We start from the raw sequence: 15681 nt of genomic DNA, 5'->3' as shown, positions 1-15681 counted from the left end.
TCCCCGGGCGACTGGCTATTGCTTCAATTCTTTTTGTATCTGGGCAAACGACTTGGGCCAGGGTTGTCCCTTGAGCAAGGCAGGAGAGAGCTTGCGGATCGCCGCCTTGGCCTGGGTGCTGTTGGCATAGTCGCCCTGCACCACCACGTACCAGGGGCTGCCACGGAAGCGGGTCTTGTAGACCCAGACCTTGCCCGCCAGCCCATGCTCGGCCACGAAGCTGTCGACCGCCTGGGTGTTGCTGGCCCCCATCAGCTGGATGCTGTAGTGGTTCTTCGCCTTCTTGTTGAGGGTCGCTACCGGCGTCAGGGCCACCCTGGGAGCCGGCGCTGCGGCGGGCGCAGTCGCGGCAGGAGTGGGCGTCGCCTTGACAACGGGCGCCGTGCTCTGTGCCTGTGCCGCCGCCCCGGTCGGAGCAGCACGGGAACTCCCTCCGACCAGCTCGTCCACCACGGCCGTCGGCAGGGCACCGCTGACGTTAGGCTGTGTCATCAATTTCTCAACCACTTCGTCGGAGATGACGACCCGGCGCCCCTCGTAATTGCTCGATTCCGTGGTGACCGTCTCGCTCTCGACCTTCTTGGGCAAGGTCTTGGCATCGGATTGCCAATCCCGGGCGACCTGGTTGCCTGAGACGCTGACATCGGCGCCACTGTTCACCTGGCTCCCCTGGGCACCGCTCGCCGCGCCGACGCTCAGCGGAGCGGTCGCGACGGGGTCGGGCAACGCCATCCCCTGGGTCGAGGTCTGGTGCTGTTCCTTGCCCGCCTCCTCGAACAGGGGGAGATAGCTCAGGGCCAGCAAACCGGCGGCCGCCAGGGCCAGCACGGTCGCAATCTTCTTGACGGGCAACTCGGCCTGACGTTTCTTGGGCCTTCTGTCGGTCATGACATCCTCCAATGACTGCATGATGGCGGACGGGTGTCCCCCCGCCCCCTTCAGGATCTCTTCCACTTTCGGCTTGGGCAAGAGGGCCGCCGGGATCTTCAGCTCCTTGGCCTTCTCATACAGGAAGATCCGTTGCTCAGGCGCGCTCAGTGGCGCGACTTCCAGCTCGAGCGCGGGCATGGCACGCCCCTTGAGGGCACTCTTCTGATCGCGACACCAGACGTCACTGCCCGAGAGCAGGATGGCCAGTTTATGGGGAGAGGCCAGGGTATCGTTGTGGCGACAGAGCGCCCACAGCTCCCCCACCAGTTCGGCGGGCAGGGTGTCGGCACGCTCGATCATGAGCAGCAGGGTGGAAGGTTTGCCCTCCAGCATGCGGAAGAAGCTGTCGGCCAGCGCATCCTGCGCATTGAACAGGGGGCGCGCCACCACCTGCTGAAGCAGCAACTGGCGCACGTCAGCCATCTTCATGGCCGGGCTGCCGATGAGGCTCACCACCCGAACAGTCTCAGGCAGTTGGGCAAGCAGGGATTCACACAGGGTGCCACGGCCGCTGCCGGGCTTGCCTGAGAGAAAAATAAAGGGGTGATTGAACTCAATCAGATGCAGCAGCCGGTCAACCAGCTGCCGCTGGGAAGGCAATTTCAGCAATTTGTTATTGGTCACGACCAGACTCGATCACCGCCATCAACTGCGCATCCGTCACATCGGCCACCACCTGGGCCTGCCCGATCCCGATCGGCAACACCAGCCGCAGCTTGCCTTCCAACACCTTCTTGTCACGGCGCATATGGCGAATGAAGGCGGCAAAATCCATCTCGGGCGGCGCCAGCACCGGCAGGTCCGCCGCCAGCAGCAGATCGCGGACTCGTGCAACCTCTTGCGTCGTCATGTCGCCACGGGCCAGGGCAGTCTCGGCCGCCAGCATCATGCCCGCCGCCACCGCCTCCCCATGGAGCCAGTTGCCATAGCCCTTCTCGGCCTCGATGGCATGGCCGAAGGTGTGACCCAGGTTCAGCAGGGCGCGCACGCCATGCTCGGTCTCGTCCTGACCGACCACGTCGGCCTTGATTTCACAGCAACGGCGAATGGCGTAAGAAAGGGCATCGGCGTCAAGGCGTTGCAGCCGCGCCATGTTGACTTCGAGCCAGGAGAAGAAGGCCGCATCCCAGATGATGCCGTACTTGATCACCTCGGCCATGCCAGCGGCGAATTCCCGCGCAGGCAGGGTCTTGAGGCAATCGGTGTCGATGATCACATGCTTGGGCTGATAAAAGGCGCCCACCATGTTTTTGCCAAGAGGGTGGTTGACGGCGGTCTTGCCGCCGACGGAGGAGTCAACCTGGGAGAGCAGTGTGGTAGGCACCTGAATGAACGGAATGCCTCGTTGATAGCTTGCCGCAGCAAAGCCGACAACGTCGCCTATCACGCCGCCCCCCAGGGCGATGAGGGTGGTGTCACGACCATGACTGGTTTCCAGCAGAGCAGACATGATCCGCTCGAAGGTAGCCAGGGTCTTGTAGGCCTCGCCATCCGGCAGGATCAGGTGTTCAACCTGAAAACCGGGCAGCAACTGAATGATCTGCTCAAGATACAAGGGGGCGACGACGGTGTTGGTCACTATCATGACCCGCTTGCCCTTGATCGTCTGCGCCAGCACCTCGGGGCGTTGCAACAGACCAGCAGCTATCTCAATCGGGTAGCTGCGCTCACCCAGTTCGACCTTCAACCTTTCCATGGACGTCCTCTATTGATTACATGCCAATCAACTTAACGATTTGATTAGCTACAACTTTTGCACTTTGATCATCCGTCTGGATGACAAAGTCAGCGACTTCTTCATACAGGGCGTTGCGCTCGAGGGCCAGACGCTCCAGCACTTCGCGGGGCGGCTCTTCGGTTTGCAACAAGGGGCGACGCTTGTCTCTCTGGGTACGCGCCAGTTGCTTTTCAATGGTGGTTTCGAGGTAGACCACGATGCCGCGCGCAGAGAGTTTGTTGCGGGTTTCACGGCTCTTGATGGCGCCGCCGCCCGTTGCCAGCACGATACCCTGCTGCTCGGCGAGTTCACCGATCACCTTCTCTTCGCGGATCCGGAAACCCTCTTCGCCTTCAACATCGAACACCCAGCCGATATCGGCACCACTGCGGCGCTCAATCTCATGATCTGAGTCGAAAAACTCCATGTGCAGTTGTTCTGCCAGATGTCTACCTATGGTGCTCTTGCCCGCACCCATGGGACCTATCAGGAAAATATTGCGTTTCTCAGCCATGTCTTTTCGTTAGTAATTACAAACTGTATGGCCCCGGTAACTACTCGACCGGGGTACCTATGAACCTTATCTTGCGATGGATCAGGAGGGGGATTATCTCAATAGAAACCAGGACTGGCAACCGCAGCCCTTACGCCCCAGCCTCATCGGGGCGTAAGGTTATATGTGTTTTACCCTCACATGTAAAGTTTTCAGAGGGCGTCGGTGACTATCCTCGGGGTCACGAAGATCAACAGTTCACGCTTCTTGTTCTCGCTGGTGGTTTTCTTGAACAGGTAACCGAGACCGGGAATGTCCCCCAGCAGCGGCACCTTGCTGACGTCGCTCTTGATGGTCTGCTGATAGATGCCGCCCAGCACCAGGGTCTCGCCGTTGTTGACCAGCACCTGGGTGGTGATGGACTGGGCGTTGATGGAGACCGCATCCCCGGTACCGGTCGGGACTGTTTCCCCCTTGGTATCCTGGGTCACGGTCAGATCCAGGATGACCCTGTTGTCCGGGGTGATCTGTGGCGTGACCTTGAGACTCAGCACCGCCTTCTTGAAGGTGACCGAGGTCGCCCCGCTGGACGAGGACTCCACATAGGGGATCTCTGTCCCCTGCTCGATCAGGGCCGGCTTCTGGTTCGCCGTGGTGACGCGAGGACTCGCGATGATCTCGGCCTTGCTCTCCTTCTCCAGCGCCGACAGTTCAAGGTCGAGCAGAGTGCCATTGGCCAGACGGGCAACCTGGAAGGCCAGGGTGCCAGCGGCGTTGGTCACCGGCAGGTTGACGTTCAGCCTGTCTTCTATGCCGGGGCGCGTGATGGTGGAGCTGCCGTCATTATTACCGGCGCCATCATTGCCCTCTATGGTGCCCGAGGTGCCGTTGCCATGACCATCCGTCTTGGTCACCCCCCAACGCACCCCCAGAGCCTCGTCGAAGCCGTCGTCTATGGTCACCATGCGTGCCTCGATCACCACCTGCTTGACCGGGATATCGAGGATATCCAGCATCCGTTTGACGTTGCCGATGACATCCGCCGTATCCTTGACCACCAGCACGTTGGTGCGCTCATCCACGCTCACCGCCCCTCTGGGAGAGAGCAGCTTGGTACTCTCGGAGGAGAGCAGGGCCGCCACTTCGGATGCCTTGGCATAGTTGATCTGCAGATACTCGGTATAGAGCGGTGCGAGATCGGCCACCTGGTTGCGGCTCTCCAGCTGCTGTTTCTCTCGTGCGGCAATCTCGTCCGCCGGAGCCACCAGCAGGATATTGTTGTCCAGTCGCTTGTCGAGCCCTCTGACCTTGAGGATGATGTCGAGCGCCTGCTCCCAGGGCACGCCATCGAGGCGCAGGGTAATGTTGCCGGAGACGGAATCCGTGGTCACCAGGTTGAGGTTATTGAAGTCGGCGATGATCTGCAGCACGGTTCGAACAGGAATATCCTGGAAGTTCAGCGAGATTGGCTTGCCCTGATACTGTTTCGCTGTCGTGGTGGCGACCCGCTTTTTCACCTCTATGATGAACATCTTGTCGGCCTGGTCGTAGCGATAATCAAACTGACCGTTGACCGAGAGCTCAAACAGGGTGTCATTGCCCTGGCGGAACACCTCCACCTGGGAGACCGGGGTCGCAAAATCCTGCACATTGATAAGATTCAGCTGATCGTCCGGGATCCGGGTACCGTGGAACTTGGCGAGCACCTTCTGGCCACGACTGCTCACATCCACCGCCGCCGAGCTGTTGTCCAGGGTCACGAGAAACTCCCCCTGCCCCTCCTTGCCACGGCGAAAATCCACCCCCTTGACCGAGTTGAAATAGGCACCGCCTGTATTCGCCTGAGAGACGGACAGCACGGGCTTGCTGGCCGCAACGGGGGCGGGAGCCGCCACGGGAGAGGAGACAGCCGCGGGCTGGTACTGAGACTGGTTCTGGGCAACCCGCTGGGTATCAATCAGTGCAGACTGGGTCACAGGCTGACTCCTGACAAGGGCCGACGGACTGGCAGCAGGGGAGCTCGTCGTCGCAGCCACCGGCTGGCCGACCTTCTCTCCCAATGACACCAGCAATTTGTTGCCCTGCTGATGGACCTGATAGGGGGTCAGTTGATCGAGCGCTATCTTGATATCCAGCCCCTCTCCCTTGCCCTCCACCTTGAGGTTGTCCACCCCCTGCTGCTTGATGGGCAGCGGATTGACCGTCAGCGCCCCTATGGCGCCTGGCACGTGCAGCAAGAGCTGATTGGGTTCATACGACAGTCTGTCGGTAAATCCGCTCACTGGCTCGCTGAAGCTCAGCTCCAGCAGGAGTTGATCGGCCAGCAGCGGATTCACCTTGACCTCCTGCAACGCCGGCACCGCCCACACCTGAGTGCATGCGCCCAGCCACAGCAGCGCCACACCCCTCATCCTTCTTATTGTTCTCATCTCTGCTCATCCCTGATCATAGTTTTGCGTCGAGATTGGCCATGGCCAGCTGAGTTTCTCGGGTGACCCAGCATCCTTTGCCATCCGGTACCGTTTCCATCAAGTCAACATGAGTATTCGTTATCTTGATGACTCTCCCCTGATCCAGTCCCATGTACTGATTGAGCCCCACACGCACGGCTTGCCCGTCCGGGGTCCTGATCAGTGCCCACAACTGTCCCTGCTTGCCGATGGATCCCTTCATGCTCAGGCTGGCCAGCGAGTAACGCTCCAGTACCTCCTTCTCCCGACTGGCCACTATCTGGGCGCAGTCCGGCTTGGTCTTGGCATCCACCCTGGAGCTGGTCTCCGGTTGTGGTTCAATGAAGGGACTGCGCTGATCACTGTGCTGATAAGCCATGGGGGAGAATGGTTTTATCTCCGGCAAGGGCTCGATCGGGGTGGGTTTCCTCGCCTTGGTTTGTTGTACGTACTCGTCCATGTCCTCCTGCCCGCCACAGGCCGTCAACAACAGCACCGGCAAGAGGAGTCCGATCACTCTCATGCTCATGGCTTCTGCTCCAGGGTTTTACCGTTGTACTTGTAGGTCTTGGCCTGCATGGACATGCCTATCAACTCGTCCTGACCCGGTCCTTGATTGAGCTGAAACGACTCCAGGATCACGATCCGCGGCAACGCGGCCATGTCTGCCGTGAACTTGCCGAGCTCGTGATAGGTGCCCACCACCTCGATGCGCATGGGCAGTTCGGTCGAGAACTCGTGTTTGACCTCTGCCTCCCAGTTGATCCTGTTCAATTTGAGCCCGTTATCGGTGGCAATGAAGCTGATGTCATCCAGCAGCCCCGCCACTTCATGGGTGTTGGGCAACTGCTTGAGCTGGGTATCCACCAGATGCTCCAGTTGTACCATCTGCTTCCTGTACGCCTCCAGGTTGGCGGCCAGCATGGCCTTGCTCTCGAATTGGGCCTTCAGCTCCTGCTCTTTAGCGGCTTCCTGACGCAAGGCCGTCAGGGAGTTGGCAATCACATAGTAGTAAATGGCGCCGCCCAGCAGGGCGCAGCAGAACAGGATGAAGATCCCCTTGGCGACTTTCGGCCAGCGCGCGATGTCATTGAGATCCAGGTCATTGAGCTGTTGCAGGTTCATTTTTGCCCCTTAGTCGCGACCGGAGCGACGCCAGCAATCTGGAACATCATGGAGAACTGGCTGAGGGCCACGGGCGCCACGTCTGCCGAGAAGATGGTGCTGAGCTGAGACTGCCCCAACCAGCCAGACCCATCGATGCGCCTCATCATGCTGGCAACCCGGCCATAGGCTTCTGCCTTGCCGTTGACATCGATTCTGTTGGCCTGCAAGGCCAGGGTATTGAGATAGACCCCATTGGGCACCAGCACGGGTAGCTGGTTGAACAGGCGTACCGGTATGTTGCGCCTTGTCTGCAACTGCTCGATAAGCTGCATCCGATCAATCAGCTCCTTGCGGCGCTCCTTGAGCAGCCGGATCTCGCCGAGCTGGGTATCGAGCGTGGCCATCTCCTGCTGCAGACGCTGGTTGCGCTGCTGCTGAGACCCGATCTGCTGCTGCACCAACCAGTCGACGGCAAAGGCAAGAGAGGCGGTGGCCGCCAGAAAAAGGCCGATCATGATGCCAAACTGCTTCTTCTGGCGCTGGGCCCTGGCCAGCCGCCAGGGCAGGAGGTTTATATTTGACATGGTGTGAAGCTCCGCAGTGCCAGACCGAATGCCGCCATGTATTTGGCTCCATGGATGAGGCCGCCTTCCCCCTTCGGCTTGCCAAACAAGGCGAAGGGGTCGGGATGCAGCACTTCACAGTTGAGCTCGCTGCCTATCTGCCCGACGAGACCAGGCAGCAGGCTGCCCCCTCCCGTCAGCACCAGTTTTGACAGCTCCTTGTTGCCGGACGAGCTGCAAAATAGCTGCACATTGCGCTTTACCTGCAACACCAGGGTGCTGAGATGAGGCAACAACACATCCACCTCATGGTCGGCAGGCAAGCGACCCTGTACCTTGGCAAGCTCCGCCTCGTCCAGGCTCATGCTGTAAAAAGAGGCCAGGGCCTGGCTGTATTGATCGCCACCGAAATTCTGCAGGCGGGAGTAGACGACCTCCCCCCTGAGCAGGGCGGCAAAGGTCATGGCACTGGCGCCTATGTCGACGATACCGACCGGCTTGTCCCAGGTCTTCAGCTCGGGAAGACAGGCCAGCACGGCACGCCCCAGCGCATGGGCCCCCACGTCCACCACCATGGTCTTCATGCCGGCCTCCGTCAGCGCACTGACCCGGCCGTTGACGCTCTCGGTACGCGCCGCGCTCAGCAGCACCTCCTGGCGGCTCTCGTCGGCCGTCAGACCGAGGATCTCGAAATCCAGGCTGACCTCATCGAGGGGGAAGGGAATGAGCTGTTCTGCCTCCAGGTGAACCTGGTTCTCCAGCTCGTTCTCGTTGATGTTGGCATCAACCTGAATGACCTTGGTGATGACATTGGAGCCCGTCACGGCCGTGGCCACGAGCTGACAGTCCCCTTGAATGAGCCGCTTGAGCGACTTGAGGGACTGGCTGACCCGTTCAATGTCCTGCAGTTGATAATCGACCAGGGTGCCCTTGGGCATGGTTATCTCGGCAACCGATTCGAGATGCACCTTGCCAGGACGTCCGCTGAGGGTGACGGCCTTGATGGTTTGACTGCCAAAATCAATGCCCGCCAAGGAGAGGAGGGATCCCTTACTTAGTAGCCCAAACATATACACATCCATGCGTTATTGGGTTTTAGGACTTATTGTAGGACAGCGCATCACGACGTGATGACTTAACTCAATATAATGCTCTATCTATCAATGTCATAAAGTTTATGTCAAAAGTTGACGCTCCTCTCCTTTCGGCCTTGAATGCGGCCCCCTTGGTAATTGCGTCCTGGAATGCTACCCTCCCGCCTCTTCTCGAGGTCGATGTCCCCGGACAGGAAAACCTCGAATCCGCGAGGGTAAAAAGGCTATACTCTGCGCCCGTTGGCTAATTTTAAGACGATTGGTAGTTCTTCCATGCTGAAATGGCTCGTTCGCCTGTTTATTGTCATGATGCTGGGTGCAGTGCTGGGTGTTGCCAGCCTCATCGGCATCTACTTCTACATCAAGCCCCAGTTGCCGGATGTGAGCGCCCTGCGCGATGTCAAACTGGCCACCCCGATGAAGGTGTACAGCCGGGATGGGGAGTTGATTTCCCAATTTGGCGAAATTCGTCGTATCCCGTTGCGGCTGGATGAAATTCCCCAGTCCATGATAGATGCCGTGCTTGCCACCGAAGATGCTCGCTTCTATGAGCACCCGGGCATAGATCCCATCGGCATCATCCGGGCCGCCACCGTCTGGGCCGTCTCCGGCCAGGCCCGCCAGGGCGCCAGTACCATCACCCAGCAGGTTGCGCGCAACTTCTTCCTGAGCAACGAGAAGACCCTGGTGCGCAAGATAAAGGAAGTCTTCCTGGCCTGGCGCATCGAGCAGAATCTCTCCAAGGATGAGATCCTCACCCTTTATCTCAACAAGATCCCCCTGGGTTACCGGGCATTCGGGGTCGGCGCCGCCGCCCAGGTCTACTTCGGCAAAGACGTCAAGGATCTGACCCTGGACGAAATCGCCATCATAGCCGGGTTGCCGAAAGCCCCCTCCATGCTGAACCCCATACGCTCGCCTGAGCGTGCCTTTGCGCGCCGCAACGTGGTGCTGGGCCGCATGCTGGAGACTGGCAAGATCACCCAGGCCCAGTTTGACGAGGCCTCCAAGATGCCGGTCAAGGCCCGTTACCACGGTGCCGAAACGACTCTCAACGCCCCTTACCTCAGCGAGATGGTGCGCCAGAAGATGGTGGAGCAGTTTGGCGAAGATGCCTACACCATGGGGCTGCACGTCTACACAACTGTCACCGCCAAGCGCCAGCGTGCCGCCCACCAGGCGCTGCTGGACGGCGTCTTCGACTATGACACCCGCCACGGCTATCGCGGCCCGACCGCCCTGCTGTGGAAGGCCGGGGAAACGGCCTGGGACTACGACCAGATCATGGCCCACCTGGCCAAGCAACCGACCTACCAGCCGCTGATGGCCGCCGTGGTCACCAAGGTCGGTGACAAGAGCGCCACCCTGGTGCTGAAGAATGGCAAGCAGGCCGAACTCGGCTGGAACGGCATCAAGTGGGCCCGAACCTTCATCACCGACGATCGCCAGACCTATCCCCCTAAATCGGCACGGGACGTGCTGAAGGTCGGCGCCCAGATCTGGGTGCGGGAGAAAGGGGAAGAGCTGCTGCTCTCCCAGATCCCTGACGTCAACGCCGCCCTGGTCGCCATGAACCCGCAGGACGGTGCCATCGAGGCCCTGGTCGGCGGCTTCAGCTTCGAGATCTCCAAGTTCAACCGGGTCGATCAGGCTCGCCGCCAGGTCGGCTCCAACATCAAGCCCTTCCTCTATGCCACCGCGCTGGAGCAGGGCTATACCCTGGCGTCCCTCATCAACGACGCCCCGATCAACCAGTGGGATCCCGCCAAGGGCCCCATGTGGCAGCCCAAGAACTCGCCGGCCATCTATGAGGGCCCGACCACCTTGCGCCTTGGCCTCGCCAAGTCCAAGAACGTGATGTCGGTCCGGCTGATGCGCGCCATCGGGCTGGATACCTATATCGATGGCCTGACCCGCTTCGGCTTCGCCCGCGAGCACATCTCGGCCAACGAATCCCTGGCCCTGGGGGCCGCCGAGTTCACCCCGCTGGAAGTGGTGCGCGGCTACTCTGTGCTGGCCAATGGCGGCTTCCAGGTGACGCCTTACTTCATCACCGAAGTGACCGACAGCTTTGGCACTCCCCTGTATCAGGCCAATCCGCCCGCCGCCTGCCGTGACTGCGGTGTGCTGGCCGCCGCCGGTCTCGACAGCGCCGATGCCTACGCCAATACCGTCCCAGACTGGAAGGCCCAGTGTCCGATTGACCCTGTCGTGCCCAACAACATGGCGCCCCAGACCATCAGTGCCCAGAGCGCCTTCCTGATCACCGACACCCTGACCACCGCCATCTGGGGTGGCAATGGCTGGCGTGGTACCGGCTGGCGCGCGGCCCGTGACCTCAAGCGTCACGACATCTCGGGCAAGACGGGGACCACCAACGAATCGAGGGATGCCTGGTTCTCCGGTTACACCCCGAATCTGGTGGCCACCTCCTGGATAGGTTTTGACAACCACCAGCGCGGTCTCGGCCGGGCCGAATTCGGGGGCGGCGCCGCCCAGCCCATCTGGATCGACTTCATGAAGACGGCCCTGCAGCAAGTGCCCGAGCGCAAGATGCCGGTTCCCGAAGGGATCATGCAAGTACGCATCGATCGGGAGACGGGTCTGCTGACCAACCGCACCGATGGCGCCAGCATGGAGGAGTTCTTCAAGGAGGGGACTGAACCGACCCGCTATGCGAGCCAGCTCTCCGATGGCAATCAGGTCTACGGCGGCGATGGCTCCAGCAGCGATGGCCCCGTCTCCACCGACGACATCTTCTAAGCTGCCCGTTGAGGCAAAAAAACCGGCGCCCTGGCGCCGGTTTTTTATCTGCCCTCAGCCGAGCAGCCCCTTCATCAAGGCCGAGATGCGGGAGGCCAGTTCATTGAAACAGGGGCGACGCACCGAGTAGTGTCGATAGAGCAGGGAGATGGTACGCCCCGGCACCGGGTCTATCACCGGACGATAGCTGACGCCGCCCTCCTCGGCGTTGGCGGGCACCGCCAGCCTGGGCACCAGCGTCATGCCGCTGCCGGCCGCCACCATGTTGCGCAGGGTCTCGAGACTGGTGCCCTTGAAGCGCTGATCCTCGCCGATGCCGGCGGCAAAACAGAAGCCCATCGCCTGATCCCGCAGGCAGTGACCGTCGGCCAGCATCAGCAACTTCTTGCCCTTGAGATTGCCAAGCGGCACCGCCCTGGCACTGGCTTCAGGATGATGCTGGGGCACCGCCAGCCACATGGGCTCCTGATAGAGAGGGATGGAACCAAAACCGTCCATGCCCTCCAGCTCGGCGAGCACCAGGCAATCCAGCTCCCCCTCCTCCAGCCGCTTGAGCAGCACCTGGGTCTGCTCTTCGTAGAGATAGAACTCCAGCTTGGGGAAGTGTTCCCGCAGATCCTGAATGATGTGGGGCAAGAGATAGGGGCCCACGGTGGGAATGAAGCCGATGTGGATTTCGCCGGACATGGGCTCGGCGAAGTGCTGGCCTATGCTCTTGAGCTCGCGCACCTCTTTGAGCACCTTGCGGGCCTGCCGGGCCATGGCATCGCCGGCCGGGGTAAACAACACCTTGCGGGAGGTGCGCTCGATCAGGATCACCCCCAGCTCATCTTCCAGCTTGCGCAGCTGGCCGCTCAGGGTCGGCTGGCTGACGAAGCAGCGCTCCGCCGCCTTGCGAAAATGTTTCTCCTCTTCCAGCGCTACCAGGTACTCGAGATCGCGAAGGTTCATAGGTACTGCATCCTGCCAATCAAAGAGGCCGTTAGCATGCCCAAGAACGGTGCGGGGGACAAGGGAAGCCCGATACGGGGAGTGCTCTCCCCTGCCCCGCTCGCCCGACATGCCCATTGCCGTGACCCTGAGGGCCCGTGCGGCAAACCCGGGCATGGCCCGGATCAGGCAGCCATCAGGGTGGCGAGATGGCTCGCGAAGGCTTGCGGCTCACCCAAGAACGAGGAGACGGGCAGCGGGATGAGGCTTCCCCCCCGCATCAGCCCGAGGGTCGGGAACCCCTGCCCGCCGAGCCGACGCAGCCAGCTCTGGCTTTGGGCCAGATGCCCGGCGAGATCCACCTGACCAAAGGCCAGGGCGAACGCCTCCGGCGCTATGCCCTGCTCCTGCGCCAGCCGCGCGAGATGGGCCTGGTCGCCGACCCACTGACCTTCAAGGTAATGGGACTGCTGAATGCGATGCAGCAGGCTCAAACCATCACCACCCAGCTCGGTGACCGCCAGTATGGCCCGGATGGGGGGCTCTGAGTCGAGCAAGAGGCCGTCGCTGAGCAAAAGCACGTTGAAGTAGCGCTCACCGAAAGGCTGGCCGGTCAGGGCCTGGATCCGTTCGTCATGGGGGCGGACATGGTCCCGCAGGGCCTGGCCCATGGGCTGGCGGCGCGGGCCCAGCCAGAGGCCGCCCGCATGCAGCGCGATCTGCAAATCCGGGATCCCGGCCGCGGCCTCGAGCAGGGGGGCGGCGCCATAGCACCAGCCACAGAGGGGGTCATAGACATAATGGAGGGTTGTTTGCTGTTCGCTCATCTTCATTCTCGCTTCAATCTTGGATAAAAAACCGGGCAATCAATGCCCGGCAAAAAACACAGGGAAAGGGACTCAGGCCATTACCACTTCATCTCGCCCATGTTGACCTTGGCACCTATGGCCAGGCCATCGTCCACCGGCAGGGACGGGAACGCCTTCTTCAGGCCGTCGATCAGCTGATCGCTGTTCTTGGCGGAGGCCAACTCCTGCTCGAAGCGCTGGACGTAGTCACGGGTAAAGGTCACGGCGGCAGTGCCTTTGGGCGCGGTGCCCAGGAAGTGGCCCGGTACCACGCGCTCGGGTTTCAAGGCCAGCAGGTTGTCCAGCGCCTTGACCCAGTTGCTGCGGGCCGCCTTGGTCTGGCTGTCCGCCATCCAGACGTGCACCCCGCTGTATACCGGCACGCCGCCAAACGCCGTCTTGATGGAGGGAGCCCAGAGGTAGGCATTCGGGGTGTTCATCTCCTTGATTTCAATCTTTTCGCCATCCAGGGTCAGATGGGAGGCCGTCATCACCTGCGGCACGGTCAGACTCTTCGGTGCGCCCTCGCCCAGGATCGGGCTCCAGTAGCTCAGCTTGGCATCCTTGGTCTGGTTGATATAGTCAACCACATGCTGGTCGGCCAGCACTTTGACATCCGGGAACGCCGCCATGACGGGCTCCAGACCGAAGTAGAAGTCGGGGTCACCGGCACTGATATAAACAGTGGTCAGCTTCTTGCCGCTCTGCTTGATCATCTCGACCAGCGCCTGACCATTTTGCACGTCAAACTGGGCATCGATCAGGATCGCCTCCTTGTCACCGGTCACCAGTGAGGAGGAGACCGGGAAGATCGCCTTCTCGCCAGGGTTGTAGACGGTCACATTTAGGGGAGCGGCCAGCGCGGCGCCACCGAGCAGGGTGGTAGCCAGAGTCAGGTTGCGGACCAGGGTGTTGTTCATCATCTATTCCTCATTAAGTATTCGGGGTTCATGTGATGGACACAGTGTATTGGATCGCCTAAGGTGCAAATACAGCATAAAAAGCGCATCACTGTTGCGCATATCGATCATATAGAGGCACTGAGCATGGACCGACTGACCGCATTGCGGGTCTTCGTCTGCGTGGTCGAACAGGGCAGCCTGAGCGGCGCCGGAGAGAAACTGGAGATGTCCCGCGCCATGGTCTCGCGCTATCTGGCCGAGCTGGAGCGCTGGATGGGGGCCAGATTGCTGCACCGCACCACCCGTCGGCTGAGCCTGACCGGACCGGGGGAGGAGGCACTGAACCGGGCCAGGGCCATGCTGGCGCTGGGGGAAGAGATGGAGCATCTGGCCATCCGCAGTGACGAGGCCCCCAAGGGGCAACTGCGCATCACCAGCAGCTACTCTCTCTCGGAAGCCCTGCTGGTCAAGGCGGCGGACGACTACCTGGCTCGCTACCCCGGTACGGCCATCGACATCCTGCTGCTGGACAGAACCGTCAACCTGGTGGAGGAGCGGATCGATCTCGCGGTGCGCATCACCAACGATCTGGATCCCAACCTGGTGGCGCGCCGCCTCGGCACCTGCCACTCCGTGGTCTGCGCCAGCCCCGCCTATCTGGCCCGCCATTCGCCTTTGCAGCAGGTGCAGGATCTGGCCCTGCACAACTGCCTCACCTACACCTATTTCGGTAAGAGCTTGTGGGAATTTCAGGGACCCGGGGGCCCGGAGTCCGTGCCGGTGAGCGGCAACCTCAGCGCCAACATCTCCAACCTGCTGCTGGCGGCAACCCTGGATGGGGCGGGGATCAGCCTGCAGCCACGCTACTCGGTGCAGGCCCACCTGGAGAGCGGCGCCCTGGTGCCTCTGCTGACCCAATGGCAGCCCAAGCAGCTGGGCGTCTATGCCGTCTATGGCACCCGCAAGCAGATGTCCCCCCTGCTGCGCAGCTTCCTCGACTTCCTGATCGCGCACATGGCGGACGATCCCCTGTGGCAGGCCAGCTGAGGGCCCATGAAAAAGGGGCCTGTCGGCCCCCTGTCATCCTGTGTCGGCTTATGCCTCGAAGCCAAACGCCTTGACCGGCGACTCGCCGTCGTCGGCAGCTTCCTCGTCCACATAGATGTCACGATAGGCGGCGTAGATGGAGTAGTTGATGGCAGGCAACACCACCAGCAGACCCACCAGCATCAAAAGCGCGCCAAAGAAAATCAGCACGGCCCCCAGCAGCCCCCACCAGAGGAAGGGCCACATGTTGCACAGACAGCCCTTGAAGCTGAGCCTGGCCGCCTGCCAGGCCCCCACGCCGTGGAAGAAGATGAGGGCGGGAGCGAAGGTGATGGCCATCAGCACGGGCACCAGCAAGGCCAGCCCCAGCAACAGGCAGAGCAGGAACCCCTGCGCCTGTTCGGGCGTCAGGGTCAGGGTCTCCGGATCCTGGGAGAGCAGGCCGGTCAGGCCCCACTGATGCAGCATGAAGGCGCAGATGAGCAGTATCCCCATGAACAGGGCGAGCACCATCAGCCCCCCCAGCATCAGCGGGGTCAGCCGGTGACGAAAACCGGCGAAGAAATCGGTAAACTGCAGGGGGTGACCCTCATGACCCCGGCGGGCCACCGCCACCCAGCCGGCGCCCCACACCATGTAGAGCAGCTGGGAGATGAAGCCCCCTGCCGGCAGCTGTTCCAGCAACATGCCCACCAGGAACCAGATCACTATCATGGCCACGCTGGCGCCCATGCCCCTGTTGAAGATGTCGAACCCGGTGCGGATCCAGATCCAGCCCTGCCCTATGGTGTGGCGTCTGGGTTCGCGGCGCAGGGCGCTGTCACTGTTCATCATTGA

The 15681-nt window shown here is 61.2% G+C and carries 14 protein-coding genes; 2 read left to right on the top strand and 12 right to left on the bottom strand.

The genetic code is table 11. The annotated features are described in order from the left end of the window. Nucleotides 1-15: 15 nt before the first annotated feature. The 8 genes from AC3WR3_RS08375 to tapM all read right to left on the bottom strand — a co-directional run bounded on the left by AC3WR3_RS08375 (nt 16) and on the right by tapM (nt 8330). The gene (locus tag AC3WR3_RS08375) at nt 16-1554 is read right to left on the bottom strand and encodes an SPOR domain-containing protein (protein ID WP_492291627.1); all 1539 of its coding nucleotides are present in this window, start codon (nt 1552-1554) and stop codon (nt 16-18) included. Next, complete coding sequence (aroB, locus tag AC3WR3_RS08370; RefSeq protein ID WP_492291626.1) at nt 1544-2626, bottom strand: 3-dehydroquinate synthase; 1083 nt, start codon at nt 2624-2626, stop codon at nt 1544-1546. The genes AC3WR3_RS08375 and aroB overlap by 11 nt, the downstream gene beginning before the upstream one ends. A 16-nt stretch (nt 2627-2642) precedes the next feature. Continuing rightward, nucleotides 2643-3161 carry a shikimate kinase AroK gene (gene aroK / locus AC3WR3_RS08365; protein ID WP_005329951.1) on the bottom strand — a complete coding sequence of 173 codons (519 nt, stop codon included), beginning with the start codon at nt 3159-3161 and terminating at the stop codon, nt 2643-2645. Nucleotides 3162-3352: 191 nt separating this feature from the next. Next, a complete protein-coding gene (locus tag AC3WR3_RS08360; RefSeq protein ID WP_492291662.1) occupies nt 3353-5551 on the bottom strand; it encodes a type IV pilus secretin PilQ in 2199 nt (732 codons plus the stop codon). 34 nt (nt 5552-5585) lie between these two features. After that, nucleotides 5586-6113, bottom strand: a complete 528-nt coding sequence (locus AC3WR3_RS08355; RefSeq protein ID WP_202046674.1) for a pilus assembly protein PilP — start codon at nt 6111-6113, stop codon at nt 5586-5588. A 2-nt stretch (nt 6114-6115) separates the two neighbouring features. Then, nucleotides 6116-6715, bottom strand: a complete 600-nt coding sequence (tapO, locus tag AC3WR3_RS08350; RefSeq protein ID WP_139435696.1) for a PilO family type IV pilus biogenesis protein TapO — start codon at nt 6713-6715, stop codon at nt 6116-6118. Continuing rightward, nucleotides 6712-7281: a PilN family type IV pilus biogenesis protein TapN gene (gene tapN, locus AC3WR3_RS08345; RefSeq protein ID WP_202046468.1), complete on the bottom strand. Its 570-nt coding sequence runs from the start codon at nt 7279-7281 to the stop codon at nt 6712-6714. The genes tapO and tapN overlap by 4 nt, the downstream gene beginning before the upstream one ends. After that, nucleotides 7269-8330, bottom strand: a complete 1062-nt coding sequence (gene tapM / locus AC3WR3_RS08340; protein ID WP_492291625.1) for a PilM family type IVa pilus assembly protein TapM — start codon at nt 8328-8330, stop codon at nt 7269-7271. The genes tapN and tapM overlap by 13 nt, the downstream gene beginning before the upstream one ends. A gap of 297 nt (nt 8331-8627) precedes the next feature. Between tapM and AC3WR3_RS08335 the strand changes: the two genes are divergently transcribed. Then, entirely contained in the window at nt 8628-11117 is a 2490-nt protein-coding gene (locus AC3WR3_RS08335; RefSeq protein WP_492291624.1) for a penicillin-binding protein 1A, read from the top strand. Between the two features lie 54 nt (nt 11118-11171). Here the strand turns inward: AC3WR3_RS08335 and oxyR are convergent, their stop codons facing one another. The 3 genes from oxyR to AC3WR3_RS08320 all read right to left on the bottom strand — a co-directional run bounded on the left by oxyR (nt 11172) and on the right by AC3WR3_RS08320 (nt 13815). Continuing rightward, nucleotides 11172-12068 (bottom strand): DNA-binding transcriptional regulator OxyR, encoded by an 897-nt coding sequence (oxyR, locus tag AC3WR3_RS08330; RefSeq protein WP_139435706.1) that lies wholly within the window; start codon nt 12066-12068, stop codon nt 11172-11174. Nucleotides 12069-12232: 164 nt separating this feature from the next. After that, complete coding sequence (locus AC3WR3_RS08325; RefSeq protein ID WP_492291623.1) at nt 12233-12880, bottom strand: DsbA family protein; 648 nt, start codon at nt 12878-12880, stop codon at nt 12233-12235. A 74-nt stretch (nt 12881-12954) separates the two neighbouring features. After that, complete coding sequence (locus AC3WR3_RS08320; protein WP_492291622.1) at nt 12955-13815, bottom strand: Vmh family MBL fold metallo-hydrolase; 861 nt, start codon at nt 13813-13815, stop codon at nt 12955-12957. 126 nt (nt 13816-13941) lie between these two features. On the opposite strand from AC3WR3_RS08320, the gene AC3WR3_RS08315 reads away from it, so the two are divergent. Next, on the top strand, nt 13942-14844 hold the full coding sequence (locus AC3WR3_RS08315; protein ID WP_492291621.1) for a LysR family transcriptional regulator: 903 nt from the start codon (nt 13942-13944) through the stop codon (nt 14842-14844). A 48-nt stretch (nt 14845-14892) separates the two neighbouring features. Here the strand turns inward: AC3WR3_RS08315 and AC3WR3_RS08310 are convergent, their stop codons facing one another. Then, entirely contained in the window at nt 14893-15675 is a 783-nt protein-coding gene (locus AC3WR3_RS08310; protein WP_492291620.1) for a BPSS1780 family membrane protein, read from the bottom strand. Nucleotides 15676-15681 lie beyond the last annotated feature (6 nt).

The sequence above is a fragment of the Aeromonas sp. EU05-FHT14A05 genome (assembly GCF_058791175.1).
This window is presented reverse-complemented; position numbering and strand designations above follow the sequence as displayed.

What these genes read in the sequence shown, in the direction of transcription:
- AC3WR3_RS08325 (WP_492291623.1), bottom strand. Translation starts at nt 12,880, where the DNA reads ATGAAGATGAGCGAACAGCAAACAACCCTCCATTATGTCTATGACCCC.
- tapM (WP_492291625.1), bottom strand. Translation starts at nt 8,330, where the DNA reads ATGTTTGGGCTACTAAGTAAGGGATCCCTCCTCTCCTTGGCGGGCATT.
- aroB (WP_492291626.1), bottom strand. Translation starts at nt 2,626, where the DNA reads ATGGAAAGGTTGAAGGTCGAACTGGGTGAGCGCAGCTACCCGATTGAG.
- tapO (WP_139435696.1), bottom strand. Translation starts at nt 6,715, where the DNA reads ATGAACCTGCAACAGCTCAATGACCTGGATCTCAATGACATCGCGCGC.
- AC3WR3_RS08360 (WP_492291662.1), bottom strand. Translation starts at nt 5,551, where the DNA reads ATGAGGGGTGTGGCGCTGCTGTGGCTGGGCGCATGCACTCAGGTGTGG.
- AC3WR3_RS08320 (WP_492291622.1), bottom strand. Translation starts at nt 13,815, where the DNA reads ATGAACAACACCCTGGTCCGCAACCTGACTCTGGCTACCACCCTGCTC.
- tapN (WP_202046468.1), bottom strand. Translation starts at nt 7,281, where the DNA reads ATGTCAAATATAAACCTCCTGCCCTGGCGGCTGGCCAGGGCCCAGCGC.
- AC3WR3_RS08310 (WP_492291620.1), bottom strand. Translation starts at nt 15,675, where the DNA reads ATGAACAGTGACAGCGCCCTGCGCCGCGAACCCAGACGCCACACCATA.
- AC3WR3_RS08355 (WP_202046674.1), bottom strand. Translation starts at nt 6,113, where the DNA reads ATGAGAGTGATCGGACTCCTCTTGCCGGTGCTGTTGTTGACGGCCTGT.
- aroK (WP_005329951.1), bottom strand. Translation starts at nt 3,161, where the DNA reads ATGGCTGAGAAACGCAATATTTTCCTGATAGGTCCCATGGGTGCGGGC.
- oxyR (WP_139435706.1), bottom strand. Translation starts at nt 12,068, where the DNA reads ATGAACCTTCGCGATCTCGAGTACCTGGTAGCGCTGGAAGAGGAGAAA.
- AC3WR3_RS08335 (WP_492291624.1), top strand. Translation starts at nt 8,628, where the DNA reads ATGCTGAAATGGCTCGTTCGCCTGTTTATTGTCATGATGCTGGGTGCA.
- AC3WR3_RS08315 (WP_492291621.1), top strand. Translation starts at nt 13,942, where the DNA reads ATGGACCGACTGACCGCATTGCGGGTCTTCGTCTGCGTGGTCGAACAG.